The sequence below is a fragment of the Lamprobacter sp. genome (assembly GCF_034860625.1).
Taxonomy (GTDB): Bacteria; Pseudomonadota; Gammaproteobacteria; order Chromatiales; family Chromatiaceae; genus Lamprobacter.
Map to the genome: position 1 here is coordinate 1 of NZ_JAYESN010000045.1, position 24104 is coordinate 24104.

The window sequence follows — 24104 nt, forward strand, 5'->3', positions numbered from 1 at the left end:
CGACTCCGATGCCGATGGCGACTCGGATGCCGATGGTGATTCGGATGCCGATGGCGACTCGGACGCTGATGACGACAGCGATGCCGACGGTGACTCGGACGCTGATAGCGACTCGGACGCTGATGACGACAGCGATGCCGACGGTGACTCGGACGCTGATAGCGACAGCGATGCCGACGGCGACTCCGATGCCGATGGCGACTCGGATGCCGATGGCGACTCCGATGCCGATAGCGACTCCGATGCCGATAGCGACAGCGATGCCGACGGTGACTCGGATGCCGATAGCGACAGTGATGCCGACGGCGACTCGGATGCCGATAGCGACAGCGATGCCGATGGCGACAGCGATGCCGACGGCGACTCGGATGCCGATGGCGACAGCGATGCCGACAACGACTCAGATGCTGACAGCGACTCGGATGCCAACGGCCCTAGTGACGACGACTCCGATGGCGATGCCGACTATGACGAGCTAGAGGTCTTTGTTTTTGAAGAAGAGCTAGACGAGGGGTTTGACGATATGTCAGAGCTTTTTGATGAAGAGTCTGAATTAATCGAATCAGATCTCGATGGGATGGAGGATGTTGGCGGGGATGAAAGCACATAGCCCTCGAAAGTCTGACGAACCGCGTTTGAACTAGTGGGTGCGGTAACATAGGTTCAGAGCAAGAGAGGTACGGGAAAGAAGGCATCATGCATGGGTGAATTGGATGGCCTTTTGACAAAGCTGATGACTGCTTGGCGAAAAGGCGAGCAGGCGGATTTTGAAAAAAACAAAATCTGCTCCCTGCTCGTTGATAAGCCGTCTTATCGACAGCTTCATGCGTTCTTGTCGAACTTGGTCAGCAACGAAGAGAAGCGTTCTTTTTTGACAACGCTAACGGCGGATGGGGAGAATGAGGCTGAAGTCCTTTTTCTCGTTGGGAGCCAGTATTTCGAGTCAGGATCTCTTCGTCTCGCGTGCTTGATCTATCGGGATGCGCTTGAGCGAAACCCTTGTTATGCACGCGCACATCGCGCCCTGGGTAATGCGCTAAGACTGCTCGGTGATTTAGATGGCGCCATAGACGCCTATCGAAGCGCATTAGCGATACAGCCAAGCCGCTCCATCCATAGCCGTCTTTTATTGGCTTTGAATTTTAGTTCTGAGGTGTCCGCCAAAACGATTGCCGAGGAGCATCGCCGATGGGGAGAGCGCTATTTCACTAATCGCCAGCCCCGCCGCTTTTTGCCTGCCAAGCTGAACAAAAGAAAGCGTTTGACCATTGGTTATCTTTCACCCGACTTCAGGTCGCATCCAGTCGCGTATTTTATCCAACCAATCTTGGCGCATCATGATCATGCGCGCTACCATATTATTGGTTATTATGCCAACAGCATCGCAGATGGCGTAACGGCAAGAATAAAAAGCATGGTTGATGATTGGAGAGAGGTTCATGACCTGCGTGCAGCCGATGTCGCCGAGCTGATATTGGCAGATGATGTCGATATTCTAGTGGATCTTGCAGGTCATACTTCCGGGAATCGACTGGATGTGCTGGCTCTGAAGCCTGCGCCAGTGCAAGTCACCTATCTTGGCTATCCGAATTCGACTGGTCTTTCAACTGTTGATTATCGAATAACCGATACTGTTTCAGATCCCTGTGGAGCTGCGGATCATTGGTTTTCCGAGTCCTTGGTCAGAATTGATCCTGTGTTTTTGACCTTTGAACCGCCTTCAGGCTGTCCTCCGGTTGAACCAACACCTGCTTCTGCAAGCGGATTCATCACTTTTGGTTCATTTAATAAATATTCTAAGCTCACACAGCCGACGATCGAGACCTGGACCGCCATCTTGATGAACACTGCGGGCTCACGGCTGTTGCTTAAAACAGGCGGCCTTGAAGAAGAGGGCGAGAAGGCAAGGGCAATCGAACGCTTTGTTGCCGCAGGCTTAGACGATGCTGCAAGAATCGAGATCATGGGGCAGGTGCCGTCGCGTACTGAGCATCTTGGCTTGTACCGCAGAATCGATATTGCACTCGACCCATTTCCGTACAACGGCACGACGACATCCTGCCAGGCACTCTATATGGGTGTGCCCATGGTGAGCCTCGCTGGTGATCGGCACGCGGCGCGCGTAGGCGCCAGTTTACTGATGCAGCTTGGCTTGCAACGGCTGATCGCCCAGGATATCGATGACTATGTCAGGATCGCGACAGGTCTGGCGAAGGATCTTGATGCATTAGTGATGTTACGCCAATCGCTTCGGCCAGCAATGCGCTCTTCGCCTCTTCTTGACCACAAAGGCTTTGTGGCCAAATTAGAGGCAGCTTATCGCGCAATTTGGGATCGGGCTTCCCAAACATTCAATCACTCGATCGTTGAACCCATGATTTGAATCATCGAAAAATGAAGGAAGGTTGAGTCCGACGAGAAAATGCTGAGATAACGTGCTACACAACCCCGAAGCTCGGTCATACTGATGGCATTCGGCTGAGTCAAGAAGGCCTCGTCTACCGCAATAGGAAAGCCTTGCAAGATGCTCGGAGCAGGCTCATGGTGTGTGGTATAGAACAAAAAGCGCGCACGATCCCGGCAGATGTCAGAACGGTTTTTTATCCTTAATTCGAAGAGTCTGTGCTCAGCTTCGAGATCAATGGTGATGAACGGATGTGTTTCCTCGCGAGTATGAAAGAAGTAAGGCTGTTGATCATTCACAACCCTCGCTTTTGGGCTCGTGGCATGTCTTGAGCTGAGGCTGAAAGATTTTCCTTTGGCAAGCTCCATCAAATGCTCATCTGTTGGCTTCGGGTGCAGCATCGGCAGCGCAGAGGCCGTGTATTGCGCCAACCGGTACAGGTCGTTTGCGTTTTCTGAACGCTTTGGTGGCTTTTGCTTGGGTGGCCTTTGTGCCTGCTTGAGTGCTCGAGATAGGTAGTTCACCTGGTCGCTCAGTAACTTGATGGTTGAAGCGGCAGGCCGTTCTCCAGATTCGAACCAATGCTCATTGAGAAAAAGCGGTTGTTTGGTAGGGACGTTTGCCGCGATATCGAGCGGATGTGGAAGTAACGGTGGCTGCAATGCCTTTTCATCAATTCCCTGCCAACGATCGCGCCGCAGAAATGTCAACTCGATCACATTCGGAAGATTTAGCGGCGAATCGTGCAGGATAAACTCACCGCAGCAATTATTCGCGCGTGCGTGGACGCAAATAAAGTGCTGGTCGAGTAATTGCAGGACAGGGCCTAATGTTTTGTTGAAGTCTTCCGGCTGCTGGCAGACTTGAAGCTCGTGCAGCTCGATGACAATGATGCGAAAGCGCCGTAGTGTCGATTCGGCTGTGTTGATGAGGTTGTTGTATTCCGCGCCCTCAATATCCATTTGCAAGATCAAGTCCGCATCGGCTTGCGGTGCAAGCTCTTCTACCCAGTCCGCAAGTGAAATGTTATTAATATGGCTTTCTGGTGCTAACCATTTTCTCTTGAACGTCTGCCCCGTTTTTAATGGGGTTTTGAGTTTGTCGACGGAGCTCGAGTAATCGCACAGATGGCATGCGATGGCATAGTGCTCGCAGAGCTCATCTTCGAAGTCTTTTCGATTGTTGACGCCTGGTGAGAAGCAAGCGCTAATCCCTTCAAGATCGTCCGGCAACAAATAGGCTCCATCTCCATTTCCACCTATTCTGATCAAGGGTTTGGGTGATGGCTTGGGTCGTAACACCTCGATTTTTCCAGCAACTCCATCGGCAGTTGTCTGTGGCCAATATGATCGTAAAAGCGTCTTGTCACTTGCCGTCTGCCGTTTGTGCTCGCCGTCAACCTTGATGGCTTTATCTGACTTTACGTTGGATGAGAACAAGTTAAAAAAGCCCTTTCGCATTTTGAATCAGCCTCAAGATAGAGATGAAAAGCCCTGTTGGCTATCTTGCGCATTGCCCTGCGGTTTTAATCGCAACATGCCCAATCAGGTTATGGAATGTTGGTGCTCGAGCGGGATGGATGTTGACCTGAACTCGATGTCCAGCCGCCTCCAATGCCTTGGCAAACGTCTGCTGCAGGCTGAAGGGCGTAACACTGTCCTCGGGGTTGCCCAGGATCATGATCAGGCGCTCTGGATCATCGGCGATGCCCTGAACCTGATCCAGTGGATCGTAGGGATTGGCCAGCCCAGTGGTGTCAAATCCTGATCGAGGGCGACGCCCCTTGGCTTCGCGCAGCATTCGGGCCCGTTCAAGCAAGTCGTAGGCACCTGAGCTCAAGACCGCGCAGCGGACATCGGTACGCCCTAAGGTGAGCAGAGCGGCGGCGGCGGTGGCGCCACCGCTATGGCCAGATAAGACGAAACGCTGGATGCCGTAGCGCTCCTTGATCCGGTCCAAGGCCCTATCGAGCGAGACGAATTCTTTTGGCTGGCGGCGCTGGCGGTGGTCGCCCGAGGAGCCATAGGTGCCAGGGCGAGCCACGACCACGACGGGAACCCCCGCCCTGTCAGTCTGCCGCCGGGCATAGCCTTCCTGGGACGCGCGGCTGTTATTGCGGATCTCATCTGGGGGCTTGCGCATCACCCGATCCCGGTCGCCATAGAATTGGGCAATGACGACAGGAGCGTCGCGGATATCAGCACCGGGAAAATAACGGATGCATTCCTCGCCTCGTTCATGCTCCACCCAGACAAAGGTTGCGTCATCCGGGCAGCGGCTTTTGTCCGCCGGCGTGTTCCATGACAGCCAGGTGGAAGTCTTCTCGGCGGCAAAAAGTGGTATTTGAAATTGGACGACGATAAAGAGCAGCCAAGTGGCGATTAGCCCAGTGGTGATGAATCCAGTAGCGGTGAATCCAGTTAAGCGTTTACTATAAGGTTTCATAGTTGATAAAAATCTCATCGCCCGCATCAATTCTGGTCTTGGCGTAGAATCCATCTTTTCTTTTCTCTGCGTTTGGCTTCTCGGAATGATTCAGGAACCAAACGAGATGAATGTGTGAGAACTCCTTGGGGCAGCGTAACCTGCCATCCTTCTTTTCAATACAGTATGCGCGAAGACCCTCTGGAATCTTCGCTTTGGCAACAGTCTTTCCAACCGCCGTTGCTCGCGGTTTAACCGCAAGAAAAGTGCCTTGTTCAATGTCATGGAGCGCGAACACGCCAACACCAGCGCCAGGGATGGTCGATGGCCTTAGCCGAAAGGAGCAATCATTAGTCCTTTGCGCCATAAAAAGAGATTCGATCAAGACGCCACCCACATCTCTCGGCTGACCGGACGTGGGAAAATGATGCATACTCAAGTCAGGGTTGGTATTGACCTCAATGATCGTCCAGGGCTGCTCCATCGGTGACATGGCAATCTCCTGGGCGATCAGGTCGACCCCAACATGGGGTGGGTCGAACACCGCCCGGCGGGCTTGCACGGCGATGGGCGCGAAATCGGGATGGACCTGGTCGGTCACGTCCTGGCAGGTGCCGCCGACGCCGATATTGGCCACGGTATCCAGTGACAGCTCGTAGCCCGCGTCAAGCACGTCATTCTGGGTCAGCCCCTGTGCTTCTAATCTGTGCTTTACGGTGGGGCCGATCATAATGGGACACTGAGCTAGACAGGGGTCTTGTTCGCGCGCGCGGTTTTGCGCCTCGACCAGTGCCTGAATGCTTCGTTCGCCATCGCCAATGATCCGTGCGGGCAGTACCTGCGCGGCGGCCACCAGGGTATGGCCGACGACAAACAGCCGATAGAGCTGGCCCGGCGCATGATCTTCCATCAGGATGCGCTTGGCCCTGGTCTGGACCGCCAACCGCCAGGCCTGCTCAAACTGCTCGCGCTCGACCACCTCGGTTGTCACGCCGCGCCCCCAGGAGCCTGACTGGGGCTTGATCACCACCGGCACCCCACGGCGTTGCAGCGCGTCCCAGGCCACAGCCTGTTGCTCTGGCCTGAAGACCTGATCAGTCGGTGTGGGCAGACCCGCGGCACGGAGTAATTGCTTCATCCATGCCTTGTTGCCGTTGGTGGCGCGTCGTGCCACGACGCGCGTACCCGGCGACATGCCCTGGTAGAACAGGCAGACGCGATCGGCGTCGGCGATGCGGGTCAATTTCGACGAGCGGCGCTCGGCGTGCAATCCGCGCGCGCGCGCGGCGTGACGCAGGAGTTGTCCTTCCACGCCCCCGTCAAGGGCGAATCGCCTGGTGGCTGGCGGTTGGAAAGGCGCGGCGGGGCGAATGCAGGGAGGATGTTCGCTGGGGCGGCGTCGCCGCGCCATGTCGAGCGCATGGTCCAGCAGATCTAGCGACAAATCCACTGCCTGGCCCCAGGCTGGAAATGCCAGGTCGGCAAGGGCTGGTCGCTCGTCGATCTTCAGAATCAGTGCCCGTTGGCTGGCGCGATCACGCTCGGGATCCTCGCAGACCAGGGTCACGCAGGCCAGGTGTAAGCCGGGAAAGCAGTGTACGGCCTGTTCTGCTAGTTCACGGAGCGAGGCATGTAGCCGCTCGGTCAGGACCAGGGTGTCGCAGCCATTGGCGACGCTAGTCACTCGCGATAGCAGGGTGAAGGCGCCCGCATCAGGGATAGTATCCAGCTCCAATCCCGATTGCGCGAAAACCTCCTGTCGGACCACCGGCCATTGGCGCAGCCAGGGATTGGTGGATCGGCGCTCCGTGCGTGCCCGCATCAGGGTCGCCAGGTGGTCCTGGCCATTGCCCTCAAGTGCGATGGGCAGGCATTCGTAAGCCGCGCGAGCCTGTCCGCCCAAGACCAGAATGCGGACAATGCGCCCCTCAAGCGCGGTCTCCAGCACAACCCGTTCATGATACTGGCGCGCCAGCTCCCAGGCCGCCACCAAGGCCTCCGCCTTCCGCACCACCGGGGTGATCCCTTGACCCATCGAGGTGATGGCGGGCTTGACACAGACTGGCCAATCGAGGCTCTCGTGTTCAGTTTGACGCCGCGAAAAATAGGCTTGCGCCGCGTCCAGATGACGAAAGACCGCACCCTCTGGTGTCGGCAGCCCCTGCCAGGCGAGCAGCTTGCTCGCGCGATGCCGATCCGCGCAGAGGGACGCGGCCAGGATCGAGTGATCCGGAGAGTTCCGTCGAAAGACTGCGCTGCATCCCTGGTCGGCGATCTCGATATCGCCACCGGGATGGCGGGTGATGGTCAGTTGGCGGCGCTTGGCGGCTTCGATCAGTAGCGATTCGGTGAAGGCGAACCGAGATGAGGCAGAGCGCGACGGCGGCGTTGGCGGCGGCGGAGGTGACAAGCTTGCTGGACCAGACTCGGTGGTGCCAGAGAACGCTTTCGTCCCGGTCACCGTCGGCTCGGTCTTCCCTGACCTGGCAGCCCTTGGCCCAGCGTCCCGCAAGCTCTCTCGCGACTTGGCATGGGGCTTTTCATGGGGCTTGTCATCGAGCTTGGCATTGGGCGGGGGATCAGATTCAGCAGCAAGAAGCAGGCGCGAGATCTCGCCAAAGTCCGATTCTCGACGCGAGCCCTTGAGCAGAATCAGGTCGTCGGGCTGGGTAAGCTCATGCAGGTGGCGAACTACCTCTTGAGCCTGGGTGCAATGCGGGCCTAGCAGCTCGGCGGGTAGCTTGGCCCTGAGATAGCGCATCTCCGGTCCATGGGTCATCACTAGCGCGACCCCGGTCTCCAACAAGGGCTGCGCGAGATCCTCGTGCAGGGATTGAGCCAGGTTACCGAGGTGCACGATGCGACCCAGAACCGCGACCTTGCGTCCGCGCTCGGGTCGAGCGGCGGCCAAGACTTGCAAGGCATTGCGCATCGAGGTCACCGTGGCATTGTAGCTATCATCGATCAGGGTCACGACGCCATGACGCAACCTGATGGCCTGCTGGCGCAGACAGCCCTCGCCCAAGGTGATCGTTTCCAACGCCTTTGCGGCGGCGGCAACGTCCAGGTCCATCGCCAGGATCACCGCCAGGGCGGCCAAGGCATTACGTGCCATGCCCTGGCTCGGCAAGGGCAGGCGGAAGTCAATCCGGCCCCGTGGTGTGTCGATGATCAGGCGTTGCGACGGGCCGCTAGGCGAGTCAACAGGCTCCAAAGCACGCAGCCGCACTTGGGCCTGCCGGCTCTCGCCGAACAGCATGATGTCCTTGGCGTGGCGCGCGGCCTTGCGGCGGACATCCTCGAAATACGGGAGATGCTCGCCGATCACGGCTACGGCTGGATCGACCAGTCCGTCGACAATGCGTGACTTCCAGCGCGCGGTGTCCGCGACCGCAGTGACCCGTCGGTCGGATTGGGAGATACCGATTTCCGTGATTACGGAAATGGTTGGATGGATCAGGCGGGTCACCGGCCCGCGCTTCATCCAAAGCGCGCTCTGCGCGATTTCGACAACGGCGGCGGCCTGCTCGGGATGCAGGTTGGCCAAGATGGCCAGTGCATCGATACGGGTATTGTAGTTAGCCTGCGTGGCCAAAATAGGCGGCCTGACAGCGGCCTGGCAGTCGCACAGCGAGGTCAAGAGATGCTGGAGCATGGCCACGACGCTGGACTTGCCCGCGGTCCCGGTCACCGCCACGAGATGACCAGCATAGCGTTGTCGGGCGGCCAGGCCCAAGTCCATTAGCGACTGGATCGGATCAGGAACCTGCAACAGCGGGAAATCCGCTGGCAGTCCCGCAACCGGCCGGGAGACCATGGCGCCGGCCAGGCGCGGCGCCAGTGCTGGCAGATCCCGATGCCGATCATAGTCCCGCTTGGGCCGCGTGGATTGCGCATGGTGCAGGCGTTGCGACAGCTCGTGCGCGACGAAGAAAAACGGCGCTGGCAGTCGCTGGATGTGGGAACGCTGATAGGCCGCGGAACGAATGAACCAGCCAGCGGGCGGCGGCACCAGCCAGGTACCACCAGTGACCGCCTGGAGCTGAGTCGCGGTCCAAGTTTGGCCTGGCTGGCAGGTATTGACCAGGGCAGGAAATGCCGTTCGATACAGGGGGGCGGCAGTGGTAGCGGCGGTGGCGGCGGGCGGAGCGCCCAACTCCGGGATCGCTAGGCGCACCAGCGGGCCGAGATAGAGCGGCACCTGCGGATGCTGCCGGGAAAGCATGCCGATCTCGATGCGCAAGTCTACATTGTCCATCTCAGACAGCGGCGGTGCGCGCAGACCGTAAAGGTCGCGGACGATCACGCCCGGCGGCCAGCGGCTGGTCGGCGCCAGCCAATCGCCGGGATCATGCTCCATGCACTTGCCCCAGGCCGGCATGCGGCTAGGCTGGATTGGCACCGCGCGAATATTCAGACGGATGTCCTCGTCAATCGGTGCCTCGCAACGCCAATAGCTATCCACCCAAAGCAGTTGCCGATGGCTGATGGCGCGCGGCCTGACCGATAGTCCAAGCAGCGTCAGGGGGCCAAGATGAACCGCCTCGATACGAGCCGCTTCGGGAACCTCAGCCACTGTCCCCGGCATGGTAGGCGACGCGCAAGCCTGATCGAGCACGCTGAGGTCGTAGCGGCTGTAGGGGGCCGGCGGCATGGCCGCTGGCGTGGCGCGCTGGGGCGGGGAGAGTTGAATCAGGCCGCTGTGGTCGGCGTCCGCGAAGACCGGGGTTCCAAGGTCAGTGCAGCGTTCACGGAACTGCGCTAGCGCCTTACGGGCCTCGCTCCCCGAGCGTTGGACCGAGTAGCCAAAGCCGACACCGATGGGGATAAACCGGATGCCTTCCACGCCCGCGTGGCTCAGGTTCAGCACGAATAGGCCGCCGCGATGCAGGTTGTCGCGCAGGGAGTCGAACAGCAGGTTGCCCGCATCATAGAGGATCGGACGCTGCCGATGGATCTCGACGCCCTGAAACCAGTGCGCACTGGCGCCCAGCACCGCATCCGCGCCGGCGTCTAGGATGGCCCGGCCAAGGGCTCGGGTTTGCGCGGTCGGTTGTTCGCGATGATTGCGACCCCAGTGCACCGCCACCAGCACCACCTGGGCGCGCTCGCGGATCGCAGCGATGCGCGGTGCCAGAGTCTCGAACCAGAGGTCTGGCCGGTTGGCGTCAAGATAGGCGCCGCCCGGGCTGTCCGCCGTGGCGGCGAACCGGGGGGTCGTGGCATCCAGGCTGAACAGCGCGACATTCAGATTCCCGGCGCGGCGGAGCACCGGTCGCAAGGCGGCGTCCAGATTCACGCCAGTGCCGGCCTGGCCAATGCCGACAGCGTCGAGCCAGCGGCCTTGTTCCAGCAGGGCCTCGGCTCCGTAATCCCCGCTGTGGTTGTTGGCCGTGGCGACCAGGTCGATACCCGCGCTGGTCAGGATGCGCAGCATCTCGGGCCGCGCGCGATAATAATAGGGCGCGTTGCGGCTGCCCTTGCTGCCCTGTTCCCCACAGGTGGCAACCACGCATTCCAGATTGGCGATGCGCAGATCGACATTGCGCAAGATCGCAATGCCGCCCAATACCTGTTCCGCGCCGATCTCGGCCATGCGGTAGTGCTGCCGACGACCGAGATTCATATCTCCGGCCCAGATCACTAAAGCTCGATCCGAGCGCTTGCTGTCATCGGGGGGCTCCGGCGCGGCGCGTTGCGGCAAGGACGCGACGCCATTTCGATGTGCATCCTGTCGTTGATCCAGGTATTCGTTCCCCTGTTCTTCCCAGGAGCTGTAACCGGCGGCCTGGGTCGCCTCGAGCATGGTCGCCAGTCGCGCCGGCGGCCATTCTCTGGAATAGACGATTAGGTTGTAAACCGGGTGTTCCTTGACCCCCCAGACCCGCAGCCAGTGACGGTGAGCCATGAAGTTGACGGTCTTGACATCCCCCTGGGTAAACGTTTGCTCCAGGGCGCGCAGGAACAGCAGATGGCCGGGGGCGCAGTTGGCGAACGACTCGCGATAGCCAACCTTCCATAAAAACAGCATGCCATTCAGGCGCACGGCAAATTGGGCCGCGATTTCCTGCCCATCCGCCTCCAGGAAATTCCACTCCAGCCAACCATTGGCGGCGAACGCCTGTCCCGCGGCGAGGTAGAGGGGCGGGTCATTGGGTAATGCCTGGATCGAACCGCCGCGCTCGCCTTTCCAGCCGCTGTGCTCCACCGCCATGAAGCGGGCGAGATTCTCCTCGACGCCGCGGGACGCTTCGCGGAGCCGATACGCCGTCAAAGCACGTTCCTTGAGCCGGCGCTCCTGGCGCAACAACTCGCGACGAAACTTGCTGTCCAGGCCGCCGAGAAAGGCATCGAAGTCAGTGGGCAGGGACAAGCGGTGCTCCAGTCCGGATGAGCGATAGAGCAGACCGAGATCCTCTAGGCCTTCTTGGAACGCGGTTAGGGTGGGTGAGGTGGCAGGCACCTTGCGCCAGCGGATGATCGGAGGCCCGGAGCCGGTCGCGGACAAATGCCGCAGGCAGGCGCGTAGAATCGAGGCGGGGTTGGAGGCTGTCAGCAGATCGACGCGAACCGTGTGGTAATCATGCCAGGGAACCCGATAGTGGTGACCCGCGCGGCCCAGCCCATGGGCGCGAAATCCGCCGACCAAGGGCAAGACGCCGACCAGCCTCGCGCCCTGATAGACGAACAGGCAGAGCATCTGTTCCTCGGGGTCGAGCTTGTAGCGGTAAAAAGCCTTCAGCCAGCCATGGCTTTGGCTGGGGTAGGCAACAGGGCAACTCTGGATTAACCGATCCCAGGCGGCGGCATGCGCATCCAGTTCCGCGGGATCAGTGACGGCGACGACCCGGAGCTCCTCGTCCGGCGGGCGGAGGCAGGGCGTGACGGCATCCATACCCAGGCAGCCCCCCTTACTGCTGATTTGATCAGGTGTTGGTGGCTTGCGCTTGGGGTTGCCCAGATGCCGATGCATATCGATGAATGCTGGTCAAATCCGGATGATTTTGCGACAGTTGGGCGATTGGCAGGCGCAGATGAATTCGGAATAGGTTTTCTTCATGTTTTTCTCAAGATCGGCGGTCAATTCCTCGCCGGCTTGAACGTCGCGTCGTGCGATGAAGTCGCCTTTTTCGTTGCATGACAGATTTGGGTCGCAGCTATGATTGATAAAATAGCAGATGCCGATACGATTGATGTCCTTTGGGGCATATAATCCCTTCTTATTTTTAAAGCAGTATTGCACAAGCTTGAAACGCGTTGCCTGATCCAGGGTTTCCAGCGCCTCCCAGGTAATCAATCGGGTTTCATCAAAGTGCTGATGAGGAATGATGATCGTTTTAGCCGGGAATGCAACCAAGGCGAAGAGCCCGACTTGATCCGGCAGCAGGCGTGAGGGACGAAGCTCATAACGCGCCCGTGGGTAGGCGTTCGCAGCATCATGGATCGTCTTGGCATTTGTGATGGCGGCTGGAATCGAGTGCTCGACGGATTGTTCGCGCCTGGGACGGGTTATCCGGGCGCTCCGCCGAGTGACCTGTTTCGCGGTATAGGGGGTATGAAAGCCATAGGGACGAAAGCGTTGTTTCATCTCCCGAAGCCCGTTCTGTCCGCCATCCGAGCCATCATTAACGATGTCGCATTCGCGCATGTTCGCGAAGAAATGTTGGCGTATGAGATAGCTCAGGCAATTGATATCGGGGTCGGCGATGGCCAGCATCAGGCAGCCAAGGCTGGGGCGAATCTCTCCGCCAAAGGTAAAGGCGCGGACCTGTCCATCGACCCGATAAACAAACCCCTGCAAATCCCGGTCATGCATCTGCGGGGCGAAGTGGAAGGCATTGAGCGCATAGCGGCGTTGCAGATACAGGCCCTCGGAGGTGTTTTCCTTGCGCGTTTCCCAAGCGTCAAGCAACTGCCGGCAGGGCCGGGCATGCTCGGGTCCATAGGCTTGGATGGCGATCTCCGCCTGCCGCTTGGCGGTGCCGATGTTGCGCCGCAAATGCCGAAACTGGGAGCCGGCAAGCTGCTCCAGGTCTTGAGGCGAGTACAGATACTGAGGGTTGCGCTTGGACAGGCGCCAGTCGTTCAGCGCCCGCAGGTGCGGCATGTCCTGTTCGTCGATGAAATAGATCCTAGCGTTGCGCCCCTGATTGAAATCAGTGATACGCTCCAAGGCACGTTGCAGGGCTGTTTCCTGATAGGGAACTGGCGGAAAGGCGAGGTCAAGGCGACGCTTTCGGCCATACCGATGCCGAAACAGGCAGAGCGAGCCATTGATCTCTTGCCAAAGGTAACGCGTGCTTTGGGAGCCAAGACGGACAAACAGCAGATAGGGAAAGTAAAAATTCCACCCCTGCTGTTGTCCGTCCGCGATGGCCTGCTTGAATCGCGGCAAATCGACCAACTGCAGGGGGTGGAGATCGCCGAGCAGTGGGTCGATCACTGGCCTCGAATACGGGTGTTAGCCATGGCCGCGAACGCGACTAGCATTGACCAGCATGATCAGCCCGCCCAACAGCAAGATAAGGCTTCCAGGGGCCGGCACCTGGATGGGGTCTCCAATGATATCCTGCCCATTGTCTATGTGAAACCAGTGGACTAGACGGTTGTCCAGTGAGGGTGCGCTTTCCATCCTGCTAAAGGTGGCGCTGAGCAGATTGGCGCCTGATTTGCTCAACTTGTGACTGCCACTGCCCGTACCGGATACCTTGAAAAAGCCGTCGTTGATGTCCATGCCGTTGTCGAAGTCATAAAGGCTCTCCCAGATTCCGGCCTGGATCGCGCCACTCATCCAACCTGTCGTAGGGTTGAGCCAATTTTGTTCGCCATGAGTCAATCCGTAGTTTTCGGCTAGCACCAAATTAAGTGCGCCCAGAAAAGTGAGGACATTGCCGAAATCGCGCGTTATAACTTGGCTGCCATGACTGCTTTCTACCTGGGTGTCGTCATCAAGAGCGAGTACGGTATAGCGATGGAAGCCATTGTTGTAATTCAGGTCGCTAAAAAGATCAACACAGTAAAAGATGACATCATCTTGAGAGCGATAAAGGGTTGATGGGTCGAACGGATCGTTCTCAACGGCTTTGGCCTCGCCGCCAAAAGCACCCGCTGCGACTTGCTGGCGTCGGCTGAAATCTCCCTTGTTGAAATGAAAGGTAAACGAATCATACCCAGCTGTAAAAAGCTCATTAAACGAAGGAAAGCCAATCTCAACAGTTCCGACCTGGGTGTGATCCGTTACTGGGCCGGCAAGGGCTCCCGTTGTGGTCAGGAGCAGCGCTAGCGCGGTTGCTCCTAGGGCTGATACAGAGATGCCACCAACTTTCGTGCTGGTTCGGCAAGTCTTTTTCTTGATGCGCTCGTTGCGGCTGTTCATCTGTTGCTCCTGGCGGCGATTTGATAACCCCTTAAAGCATATGTCTATCCACAGCCTGTACCAAGGAACTGGATCACAGAAAGACCCTGCGGCCTTCAAGATCAGCCTTGGACGCTATCCTTCCCTGAGTTAGAACCCTTCAACAGGCTGTTCTAGGAACAGGAGGAACGCATCCGATGACCGTTTTCGCCACAGTCGCCAGGGTACCCGATTATCCTGCTGGAGTGCTGGAGGCGCCAGAGAGTCGTCTGCCTCAATACAATCCGGCGCCTGGTGATGCCGCATTACTCAGTGTCATGCGTGATTCGCTGTGTGCGGCTGCTCCGGACTGGGAGGGGCTTCGTTCGGCAGTCGCCCGTGCGGCAGGGTTGCCCCAAGCCTGCGATCGGGTGGCACTGGTCCTCTACCAAGCGGGTGAACGACGTTTGCTGGTGGTGCGCCGAGGCGATGGGGCGCTCTCCAAAGCCCTGAGGCAGGCGCTGGCCGCCCTGAAGCAGCATCCGCGCATCGGTGAGTTTGCGGTCGGTGATCCTGAGCGCTGCCGTATTCAGCTGGATATCATCATCGAGCCGCCGGTGCCTTGCGATCTCCGTGAAATCGGCATGACGAGGAGTGGCGCCCTGCATTTTGAAATCGGTCTTGATGGATTGGTGCTAGAGCCTGAGGGTCGGCGCGTCTATGTGCTGCCAGGCGATGCCTATGTGCACTCCTACATGAGTATGAAGCAGTTACGGGGGCGCTTGACAGGTCTGTACGGCAAAGGGGTGCTCGATCGCTGCAGGTTCGCACGCTTCACCAGCCAAAGCTTCATCAGCGTTCGCGACCGTTGGGTACGGTTGTGGCGTGGTCATCCACTGAATGGTCCGCTCACGCGCAAGCGGTTGGTGGAAGCGACCGAGCTGGCGATTGACCATATTCTGCGCCATCAGCAACAGGATGGCCGCTTTCTCTACTACTATGATGCCGCGCTGGACAGCCGTCGCGACCACGAGCATCCGGGCCGTGATCCTGACGGCAACCCCTTTTACAATATCGTTCGCCACAGTGGCGGCATTCTGACGGGGCTTTACCATGGGCGCCTGACCGGGCATGGCCGGGCGCTAGCACCCATGCAACGCGCCATCGACTATGTGCTCGCCCAGGCTCGGCCTTATGAGACGTCTGATGGCAGGCCGGCGCACTTTATCTATTACAACCGTAAGGGCAAGCTCGGCGGCAGCGGCGTTGGGCTCTATGCCATCGCTGAGCATCGTCGGCTAACGGGAGACAACCGCTACGATGAGGCCGCGCGGCTGCTCGCGAATCATCTTGTCGAGCAGATCATGGAGAGCGGTGAGTTCATCTATTACAAGGTCTATCTCGACCGTGAGGTTAGCAAGGCCGATAACCAAGACTACTTTTCCTTCTACTACCCCGGCGAAGCACTGTGCGGCTTGGCGGGCTACTGTCTGCACATCTTGGACGACGCGGCCGAGAAGGCGCGTATTCTGACGGCGGTGCATCGCGCACTGCGGTTTCTCATCCTCGAGCGCCCACGCACCCGGGCGCAGGAGTATCGAGCCTTGCCCTCGGATGCCTGGCTGATGATGGCGATCATGGAGTTTTGGGATGAGCCGGCCTTTCGTCGCGACCTCTACCGGGATTTCGTCTTCGCGGATGCCGATGCCATGGTGCGCCAGATGTATACGGTCGAGGATGCGCCTTACCCGGATTATGCAGGTGCCTTCTTTTACGAGTTTGGTGAGTATCCCTATGCCGATGGCGCACGGGCCGAAGGGCTGATGGGCGCCTTTACCTTGGCGCACAAGGTGGGAGACCGCCAGCGCATCGCCCTGTATGGCCGAGCACTCCGGCTACTGGCCTGGGCGACCATGCATCTGGTCAATACGCCAGAGTCGATTTACTTCGCTGCCAACCCAAGTGTCGCGCTGGGCGGCATTCGCTTCAAATACACCCGGCAATGGTTTCGCATCGATACCATTCAGCATGTCTGTGCCTTCTACCTGAAGATGTTGCTGGATGGACGCGTGCCGCTCGCTGAGGTCAAGCGCCAATGAGCGGAGCCTTGCTGAGCAGAGCGTCCCTGGGCAGAGTCTCTCTGAGCGAACTCCCTGCTGATCTTGCGGATGTCTGGGAGCGTCTGTCAGGGCTTGGTTGGCGGTTGGATCAATTCGAGCTATTGGCGCCGCCAACCCAAGGAGCGCGTAACCCAGTGCGCTTTGCGCGCTACGCGGGGAAGACTGTTGTCATCCGCTTGCCGCGAGTCGCGGCGAAGGTCTCCGGGAAGACCTCGGCACGACATGCCCGCGAACGGCATCACCAAGCTGCGGCTGCAGAGGCTGGTGTCACGCCAACCCCTTTGCTCGCCGATCCAGCGGATGGTCTGCTGGTGTTGCCCTTCGTGCCTGGCCAACATCCTGAGCCGGGGAAGCTTGACCCCGCAGCGGCTGCGCGGATGGGTCGTTGTCTCGGCAAGCTGCATCGTGAAACGGCCCCTTTCGATCAGGGCACGGACATTCTTCGCCGCATTCGTCGCCGCGTCGCGCAGGTCGCTACCGATGCGGCTGCGGCGCGCCGTCATGCCGCTGGCTTGCCGACGATCGCCAGGGCACTGGAACCGATGCTGGCGACCCTGGAGCGAACCGCACCGCCATTGGCGCCCTGTCACGGCGATCTCGTGCCGGGGAACATCATCGACGACGGCAACCGGGTCTATCTAATCGATTGGGAGACATCGACCGCTGGTGATCCACATCAGGACATCGCCAACGTTTGCTTGCGTACGCGTTTGCAAGGCGCGGCCCGCGCGACGTTCCTAGAAACCTGCTTCGATGGCCATGCGGTTGCTGAATTGGAGCAGGCCCGCGCTCGGGTTCAGCTTTGGGAGGCTGCCTGCGCGCTTGACAAGGCTCTGATCTACTGGCGAAACGGCATGCGCTCGGGCGAGATCGACCCAAGGGTGAATGGATGGACCCGCCGTTGCTCGAGACTCTTGGCCGCGCCCGGCACGCGTGCTGCCGCGCTTGTCCTCGACAACCTTGCCGCGGCTAGTATGCAATCGCTCGATTAGCCGCTGGCGCTGTGCTCCAATGCGGCAGTAGTTTGGCGTAGAAGCAGGCGACATGCTGGATGGTGTCGATGCGAAACCATTGCCGGGTGTATTTGAAGCGAATGCCACCCAGCGCGAGCTTGGGATTGGGAGCGGCATAGAGGGCATCTGGGGTGTTGACCAGATGCATCACTGACCAGGCGGCGAGCTGCAGTGCGTTCCAGAGGTCAGCAGCGAGTGCGTCTTCACCCATTTTGACCGCTAATTCGTAGGCGCCGAGCAGACCTTCGCAACGCGCGCCATCCGAGTAGGGATAGTCACCGAAGTGGTAATAAAAGGCGCCCGCATAATCAGGGTAGGGGGCATTGTTCACCCGGTAGAGCTGATCGACCATGGTTTGCGCGTCGGCAAAGACGAAATCGGCATAAGACGCATCGCGCATCTGTGGAAAATCCCACAATTCCATGATGCCCATCATCAGCCATGAGTCGGAGGGGACGGCGGTGTATTCGCTCGCCCGCTCGCTTGGGCGGATCACCAGCAGGTAATGAAGCGCTTTGCGCAGCCTGATGAAAAAGGGGTCGCGGTCCTCCGGCGCGGCCAGATGTAGATACTTGGCGAGGCCGCAGACGGCTTCTCCTGGGTAATAGAAAGAAAAATACTTGTGGTTTTCGGCGGGCGTGATGCTGCGGTCGAGGTAGATGTTGTAGTAAATGAACTCGCCAGTTTCGGTGATCTGATTCAAGAGGTGCCAGGCAAGTTGATGGCACCAGTGCGCATAACGGCTGTCGTCGCTCAGCAGTTGGTATTCGCAAGCGAGATAGAGTGCGACGCCAGTGCCGCCAAGTTTCGCCTTCTTTTCGCTGTAGATGAAGGCGCCGGTGCGGCCCTGATAGTCCTGATAGCGGGTGCTGGCGACGAGGTAGTCAAGGGCAGACACAAGGTGCGTCAGGGTGTCTCCGGTGTGACGGTACTTTTCGTGGTAAAGGCAGGTGAGCCCACCGCCGGCGTGTCTGAGGATGTTGTAGAAGGGGTTTTTATTCGGATCGCGTCCAGGGTGTTCATGGTCGCGGCGGGAGTCGCGCGCGGCATCGTAGTAGTAGAGAAAGCGCCCGTCTGGCTGCTGGGTCTGCTTGATGTGGTCGATGGCGAGTTGCAGCGCTTGTTCCACTTTGGCTTTACTGAGAGCACCAACCAATGGATAGCCGCGATAGAGGCGCAGCCACTGATCCCCGGAGGACAGATAGCTTTCGCTCTGGAAGCGCGCGATCTGGGTGCCGCGCAGGTATTCCTCGGCGTGCGACTGGTGCAGATAGTCACGCAGTTGGCGCATGCCCATGATCGAGCGTACATAGGCATCGCCAGGCAAGAACAACTGCAGTTTGCCCTGGGCGTCCCGGAACAGCAGGCCTTCGAGGCCAATCTCAAAATGGCGCTCGCCTTGCGGACCCATGCCGACACTGTAGAGATCGACAGGCTGCGGTGGGCTGGTGATGAAGTCGATTTGCAGGCGGAAATCCGCCCTGGCCAGCAGCGCAAGACGTGGATGGCGCAACAGTCGACCAAAGACCTCGGAGCAGCGGATGGGCTGCTCCTTGTTGGCGCCGCGACTGATGAGAATGCGGCTGTGGCCTGGGGCGTAGAGTACGAGGATGAGCCGGATGAACCGCTGGGGAAAGCTTGAGGCTGCAAAGCGCGCATCGGTTTCGGCGAGGTCAGGATGCTCCCTAGCCCGGCGGATTGTTGATGTCAGGTGTTCGAGCAGGGCGTTGTCACCGGCGGTTGGCCGATACTGCGGCATCCGTTTCTCGGGGGCCTGGAAGTCCGCCGGGTCAAGTTGTAAACGTCTCGGGCTCATGAGTAGGGCTTCCGCTGGCGGCTTGCTGCAGATGGGTCTAGGCCGCATCCTGCGCTCGCAAACCATCAAAACGAGAGCGAACAATGTACCACCTACCGATCCCGAGATTCGTTGCTGCCTGCCGTCAATCGATCCTCAGCTTGCTGCTGTTGCCCATGGCTGTGCTCGCGACCGCCGAGCCAGTGCCGATCGATATCGAGATGTCGCTGAAGCGGGTCTCCGAGCACGTCTACTACGCTCAGGGCATGCCGGGCATGGCGACCGACAACAAGGGCTTTATCTCTAATGCAGCGGCGATCCTGACCGACCAAGGCGTGATCGTCGTCGATGCGCTCGGTTCGCCATCATTGGGGCAACGCTTCTTGGAGGAGATTCGTGGTCTGACCGACCAGCCGATCAAGGCGGTGATCGTCACCCATTACCACGCGGATCATATCTACGGCCTCCAGGTCTTCGAGGATCTGGGCGCAGAGATTATTGCGCCCGGCGGGTTTCAGGATTACTTGGATGCGCCGACCGCCGAAGAGCGGCTCGAGGAGCGACGCTTCTCGCTGTCGCCCTGGGTTAACGAGGACACGCGGTTGGTGCGCCCGGATCGCGTGATTGTTGAGCAGACCGAGCTGAGGCTCGGCGATGTGACCCTGGAGATCCGCTACCTGGGCCCGGCGCATTCCGATGGTGATCTCGCGGTGCTGGTGCGACCAGATCAGGTGCTGATCTCAGGCGACCTCATCTTCGAGGGACGCATACCCTTCACCGGCAGCGCCGATACCCGGCGTTGGCTGGAAGCGCTTGAGCGCTTGGACAATGCCGGCCTCCAAGCCCTGATTCCAGGCCATGGCCCGGCAGCGCGCGAACCGGCCGCGGCGGTGAGCAGCACGCTCGACTACCTGCGCTATACCCGCGAGGTGATGTCCGATGCGGTCGATCAGATGACCCCCTTTGCCGAGGCCTACGAGGCTGCGGACTGGTCGCGTTTTGAGAAACTGCCGGCCTTTGCGGCGACCCATCGGCGCAATGCCTACGGTATTTATTTATCGCTTGAGCAGGAGATGCTTGGCGATTGAGAATGGCTTTTCTGCAGAGGCGGCATTGACGGACGGTGAAAGGGGCTGCGGCCGCCATGCCGTGAGTGGCCGCAGCCACCAGTGGTCCTGTGAATGACGGGCTGCTGTTACAGTCGCGTTCGACAAACTCTGGAGACGACAATGAAAAGACCCTGTGCGACGGCCTCGGCCCTACTGGCGGCCATCGCGTTCGTAAGCACTGCAATGGCGGAGACGAGCATGACTGAGGCAGCGCAAACGTCTGCGGTACCGGCGGCGATGGAGCAGCGCAGCACGCTCGCGGATCAAACCTCGGTGGCGGTGACCATCTACAACGACGATCTGGCGCTGATCCGCGATCGTCGCCGGGTCGAGCTGCCGGCTGGGCGCAGCGCCTTGGCGTTTCGTGATGTCAGCGCGCGCATCCGTCCGGAGACCGCGTTGTTGCGCGCCAGTGAAGGGTCTGTGCCACAGCTGATCGAGCAGAACTTCGACTTCGATCTGCTGACCCCTGCAGCGCTGCTAAAGCAGTACGTTGGTCGCGAGGTGGGGCTAGTGACTCGGCATCCGACGACCGGTGAGGAGACCGAGGAGCGCGCCACCGTGCTGGCCGCGAGCGACGGCGTGGTGCTGCGCGTCGATGATCGGATCGAGACCTTCCAAGCCGGGCAGGCGCCGGGGCGTATCGTCTATCGCGACATCCCCGACACGCTGCGTGATCGGCCGACGCTGGTGCTGAGCTTGGACAGCGAAGAGGCCGGCACGCGGCTGCTTGAGCTGAGCTATCTCAGCGGTGGGCTCAGTTGGAAGGCCGACTATGTCGGCGAGCTCTCGCCGGATCAGCAGCGGCTCGATCTCGCTGGCTGGGTGACTCTCACCAACCAGAGCGGTACCGCGTATCAGAACGCGCAGCTGCAGCTGGTGGCCGGTGAGGTCAATCAGGTCGAGGAGGCGATGCCGCAGCCGATGTCCGAGTCGATGGTGATGCGCTCGGCGGCGCCGGCACCGAACATGCGCGAGGAGAGCCTGTTCGAGTACCACCTCTATTCGCTCGCGCATCCGACCACCATCGCGGATCAGCAAACCAAGCAGGTCGCCTTGCTCGATGCACCCGGGGTGAGCGTTGGCAAAGAACTGCTTGTGCAAGGCGATCAGCGGGCGTATCGCGAGCCGCGTGGTGCGTTAGCGCAGGAGCTAGCGGTGAATGTGTACCTGACCGCGACCAACGATGCGGCCTCGCGTCTCGGGCTGCCGCTGCCGGCGGGCATTGTCCGCATCTATCAGCGCGATCGCCAAGGCAACGCCCAGTTCATCGGCGAGGACCGAATCGATCACACCCCAAAGAACGAGGCCATCCGCCTGAAGCTTGGACAGTCGTTCGATGTGACTGCTGAGCGCAAGCAGACCGACTTCAAGAAATTGTCGGGCTCAGGTCCTTGGCAGTACCAGTTCGAGGGCGCCTTCGAGATCCGGGTCAAGAACGCGAAGTCGGAGCCCGAGACCGTCGTGATTCAAGAGCGGATTCCTGGCGACTGGAGCATGCTGGAGGAAAGTGCTCCACACGAACAGGGTAACGCGAACACGGCAGTCTGGCGGCTGGAGGTTCCCGCTGAGTCAGAAGCGCGCTTGAGCTATCGAGTCCGCGTCCGCTACTAGTCCTGCGAGCAGGTAGGGCCTGGCTGATCCGTCGAGTCGGGCGACAAGTTCCCGGTTGTCGGCATCATCGATTGATCTGGATCAATGTCATGCGCGCATGCTCATAGTTGCTATTGCTGCACCGTGACGGCTCGTTTATCGTGCCGAGCGCACTAAAACGGCGCCGTCGACGGTCCTCTCCATAGACGGAAATCGATTCTGCCGATCGAAACAATCGATTTCCGCTGAAGACTGCACGGGGCGTAAGGTTAACGGGTTATCAGCGGCATCGTTGCCGAGGCCCTCCGAACACGATCCTGAGTTAGGCAACCCGGATCAAGCGAAGCAGACGCAGAACAGACCCACAGGAGCTGAGCATGAGCGTTAAAAAGTACGACGCCGGTGTAAAAGAATACCGGGACATGTACTGGACCCCCGACTATGTCCCGCTGGACACCGATCTGCTGGCCTGCTTCAAATGCACCGGTCAGCCAGGCGTGCCCCGTGAAGAAGTCGCCGCCGCCGTCGCCGCCGAGTCATCCACCGGCACCTGGTCGACCGTGTGGTCGGAGTTGCTGACGGACCTCGAGTACTACAAGGGCCGCGCCTACCGCATCGAAGATGTGCCGGGCGACAACGAGTCCTTCTACGCGTTCATCGCCTACCCGATCGATCTGTTCGAGGAAGGCTCCATCGTCAACGTGCTGACCTCACTGGTCGGCAACGTGTTCGGCTTCAAGGCCCTGCGCCACCTGCGTCTGGAAGACCTGCGCTTCCCGATCGCCTATATCAAGACTTGTGGTGGTCCGCCGGCGGGTATCCAGCTTGAGCGTGACCGTCTGAACAAGTATGGCCGTCCGATGCTCGGCGCCACCATCAAGCCGAAGCTAGGTCTGTCAGCCAAGAACTATGGTCGCGCCGTCTACGAGTGCCTCCGTGGCGGTCTGGATATGACCAAGGACGACGAGAACGTCAACTCGCAGCCCTTCATGCGCTGGCGTGATCGCTTCGAGTTCGTCGGCGAGGCCATCCAGAAGGCCCAGCAGGAGACCGGTGAGCGCAAGGGTCACTACCTGAACGTCACTGCCGCGACGCCAGAAGAGATGTACAAGCGTGCCGAGTTCGCCAAGGAAGTCGGCTCGCCAATCATGATGCATGACTTCCTCACCGGTGGCTTCACTGCCAACACCGGTCTGGCCAACTGGTGCCGCGAGAACGGCATGCTGCTGCACATCCACCGCGCGATGCACGCCGTCATCGACCGGCATCCGAAGCACGGTATTCACTTCCGTGTGCTGGCCAAGTGTCTGCGCCTCTCCGGCGGCGACCACCTACACACCGGTACCGTTGTCGGTAAGCTCGAAGGCGACCGTCAGTCCACCCTCGGTTTCGTCGATCAGTTGCGTGAGTCGTTTGTGCCAGAAGATCGCTCGCGTGGCGTCTTCTTCGATCAAGACTGGGGCTCGATGCCCGGCGTCTTCGCTGTCGCGTCCGGCGGTATCCACGTCTGGCACATGCCGGCACTGGTGACCATCTTTGGCGATGACTCCATGCTGCAGTTTGGCGGCGGCACCCAGGGTCACCCCTGGGGTAACGCAGCGGGCGCTTGTGCCAACCGTGTCGCGCTCGAGGCTTGCGTCAAGGCTCGCAATGAGGGTCGCGAGTTGGAGAAGGAGGCCCGCGAGATCATGACCGAGGCCGCCCAGCACAGCCCAGAGCTGGCCATCGCGATGGAGACCTGGAAAGAGATCAAGTTCGAGTTCGACACCGTCGATAAGCTCGACACCTGATCGGCTGATCTCACTGGGGGCCGTTGCCTGTTGCGCAACTGCTCCTGGCAAAGCTCATCTCCATTGGCTTCTGCCATCTCACGATCGAACCGTATCTAATAGGAGTATCCGCCATGTCCTTGCAAGCAACCATGGGCGACTACCAGACCAAGAAGACCCTCGAGACCTTCGGCTTCCTGCCGCCGCTCTCACAGCAAGAGATCTACGACCAGATCGCCTACATCATCGCGCAGGGCTGGACGCCCGCGATCGAGCACGTGCATCCATCCGGCTCGATGGATGACTACTGGACCATGTGGAAGCTGCCGTTCTTCGGTGAGCAGGATCTGGGCAACGTGGCTGCTGAGCTTGAGGCTTGCCATCGCTCATATCCGGATCATCATGTCCGTCTCACCGGCTACGATAACTATACCCAGAGCCAGGGTTCGTGCTTCGTCGTCTTCCAGGGTCGCGGCTAAGCGCCTGTGCTGACCCCTGCCTTCGGCTGATCCGGTTGCTCGGGTACTGAGCCCGCTACCGGTT

Annotated in this window: 14 protein-coding genes; 8 read left to right on the forward strand and 6 right to left on the reverse strand. The window is 59.6% G+C overall.

Features of this window, described 5'->3' with window-relative positions:
- Both VBE63_RS13155 and VBE63_RS13160 read left to right on the forward strand, forming a co-directional pair.
- A partial coding sequence (locus tag VBE63_RS13155) for a hypothetical protein (RefSeq protein ID WP_323683488.1) occupies window positions 1–610 on the forward strand: 610 nt, incomplete at its 5' end.
- 90 nt (window positions 611–700) lie between these two features.
- On the forward strand, window positions 701–2383 hold the full coding sequence (locus tag VBE63_RS13160) for a tetratricopeptide repeat protein (protein ID WP_323683489.1): 1683 nt from the start codon (window positions 701–703) through the stop codon (window positions 2381–2383).
- Here VBE63_RS13160 and VBE63_RS13165 read toward each other — a convergent pair.
- The 5 genes from VBE63_RS13165 to VBE63_RS13185 are packed head-to-tail and all read right to left on the reverse strand — an operon-like array spanning window position 2356 to window position 14204.
- Window positions 2356–3864 carry an FkbM family methyltransferase gene (locus VBE63_RS13165; RefSeq protein WP_323683490.1) on the reverse strand — a complete coding sequence of 503 codons (1509 nt, stop codon included), beginning with the start codon at window positions 3862–3864 and terminating at the stop codon, window positions 2356–2358. The two genes, VBE63_RS13160 and VBE63_RS13165, sit on opposite strands and share 28 nt — an antisense overlap.
- A 40-nt stretch (window positions 3865–3904) precedes the next feature.
- Window positions 3905–4849, reverse strand: a complete 945-nt coding sequence (locus tag VBE63_RS13170; RefSeq protein WP_323683491.1) for a hypothetical protein — start codon at window positions 4847–4849, stop codon at window positions 3905–3907.
- Window positions 4836–11801 carry a GNAT family N-acetyltransferase gene (locus tag VBE63_RS13175; protein ID WP_323683492.1) on the reverse strand — a complete coding sequence of 2322 codons (6966 nt, stop codon included), beginning with the start codon at window positions 11799–11801 and terminating at the stop codon, window positions 4836–4838. The genes VBE63_RS13170 and VBE63_RS13175 overlap by 14 nt, the downstream gene beginning before the upstream one ends.
- A gap of 15 nt (window positions 11802–11816) precedes the next feature.
- The gene (locus VBE63_RS13180; RefSeq protein ID WP_323683493.1) at window positions 11817–13271 is read right to left on the reverse strand and encodes a phosphatidylglycerol lysyltransferase domain-containing protein; all 1455 of its coding nucleotides are present in this window, start codon (window positions 13269–13271) and stop codon (window positions 11817–11819) included.
- 18 nt (window positions 13272–13289) lie between these two features.
- A complete protein-coding gene (locus VBE63_RS13185; RefSeq protein ID WP_323683494.1) occupies window positions 13290–14204 on the reverse strand; it encodes a hypothetical protein in 915 nt (304 codons plus the stop codon).
- Between the two features lie 176 nt (window positions 14205–14380).
- On the opposite strand from VBE63_RS13185, the gene VBE63_RS13190 reads away from it, so the two are divergent.
- Window positions 14381–16261, forward strand: coding sequence for a hypothetical protein (locus VBE63_RS13190; protein WP_323683495.1), 1881 nt, complete (start codon window positions 14381–14383; stop codon window positions 16259–16261).
- Window positions 16258–17274: a phosphotransferase gene (locus VBE63_RS13195; RefSeq protein WP_323683496.1), complete on the forward strand. Its 1017-nt coding sequence runs from the start codon at window positions 16258–16260 to the stop codon at window positions 17272–17274. Before VBE63_RS13190 ends, VBE63_RS13195 begins: the two co-directional genes overlap by 4 nt.
- Here VBE63_RS13195 and VBE63_RS13200 read toward each other — a convergent pair.
- Entirely contained in the window at window positions 17252–19111 is a 1860-nt protein-coding gene (locus VBE63_RS13200) for a hypothetical protein (RefSeq protein WP_323683497.1), read from the reverse strand. The genes VBE63_RS13195 and VBE63_RS13200 overlap by 23 nt on opposite strands.
- Window positions 19112–19194: 83 nt before the next feature.
- Between VBE63_RS13200 and VBE63_RS13205 the strand changes: the two genes are divergently transcribed.
- The 4 genes from VBE63_RS13205 to VBE63_RS13220 all read left to right on the forward strand — a co-directional run bounded on the left by VBE63_RS13205 (window position 19195) and on the right by VBE63_RS13220 (window position 24040).
- Window positions 19195–20178 (forward strand): MBL fold metallo-hydrolase, encoded by a 984-nt coding sequence (locus VBE63_RS13205; RefSeq protein WP_323683498.1) that lies wholly within the window; start codon window positions 19195–19197, stop codon window positions 20176–20178.
- A 219-nt stretch (window positions 20179–20397) separates the two neighbouring features.
- Complete coding sequence (locus tag VBE63_RS13210; protein WP_323683499.1) at window positions 20398–21813, forward strand: DUF4139 domain-containing protein; 1416 nt, start codon at window positions 20398–20400, stop codon at window positions 21811–21813.
- A 356-nt stretch (window positions 21814–22169) separates the two neighbouring features.
- Window positions 22170–23582: a form I ribulose bisphosphate carboxylase large subunit gene (locus tag VBE63_RS13215; RefSeq protein ID WP_323683500.1), complete on the forward strand. Its 1413-nt coding sequence runs from the start codon at window positions 22170–22172 to the stop codon at window positions 23580–23582.
- A 113-nt stretch (window positions 23583–23695) separates the two neighbouring features.
- Window positions 23696–24040 carry a ribulose bisphosphate carboxylase small subunit gene (locus tag VBE63_RS13220; RefSeq protein WP_323683501.1) on the forward strand — a complete coding sequence of 115 codons (345 nt, stop codon included), beginning with the start codon at window positions 23696–23698 and terminating at the stop codon, window positions 24038–24040.
- Window positions 24041–24104 lie beyond the last annotated feature (64 nt).

Coding starts and splice junctions, on each gene's coding strand:
- VBE63_RS13160 (WP_323683489.1), top strand. CDS start 701: ATGGGTGAATTGGATGGCCTTTTGACAAAGCTGATGACTGCTTGGCGA.
- VBE63_RS13165 (WP_323683490.1), bottom strand. CDS start 3,864: ATGCGAAAGGGCTTTTTTAACTTGTTCTCATCCAACGTAAAGTCAGAT.
- VBE63_RS13170 (WP_323683491.1), bottom strand. CDS start 4,849: ATGAAACCTTATAGTAAACGCTTAACTGGATTCACCGCTACTGGATTC.
- VBE63_RS13175 (WP_323683492.1), bottom strand. CDS start 11,801: ATGCATCGGCATCTGGGCAACCCCAAGCGCAAGCCACCAACACCTGAT.
- VBE63_RS13185 (WP_323683494.1), bottom strand. CDS start 14,204: ATGAACAGCCGCAACGAGCGCATCAAGAAAAAGACTTGCCGAACCAGC.
- VBE63_RS13190 (WP_323683495.1), top strand. CDS start 14,381: ATGACCGTTTTCGCCACAGTCGCCAGGGTACCCGATTATCCTGCTGGA.
- VBE63_RS13195 (WP_323683496.1), top strand. CDS start 16,258: ATGAGCGGAGCCTTGCTGAGCAGAGCGTCCCTGGGCAGAGTCTCTCTG.
- VBE63_RS13200 (WP_323683497.1), bottom strand. CDS start 19,111: ATGAGCCCGAGACGTTTACAACTTGACCCGGCGGACTTCCAGGCCCCC.
- VBE63_RS13205 (WP_323683498.1), top strand. CDS start 19,195: ATGTACCACCTACCGATCCCGAGATTCGTTGCTGCCTGCCGTCAATCG.
- VBE63_RS13210 (WP_323683499.1), top strand. CDS start 20,398: ATGACTGAGGCAGCGCAAACGTCTGCGGTACCGGCGGCGATGGAGCAG.
- VBE63_RS13215 (WP_323683500.1), top strand. CDS start 22,170: ATGAGCGTTAAAAAGTACGACGCCGGTGTAAAAGAATACCGGGACATG.
- VBE63_RS13220 (WP_323683501.1), top strand. CDS start 23,696: ATGTCCTTGCAAGCAACCATGGGCGACTACCAGACCAAGAAGACCCTC.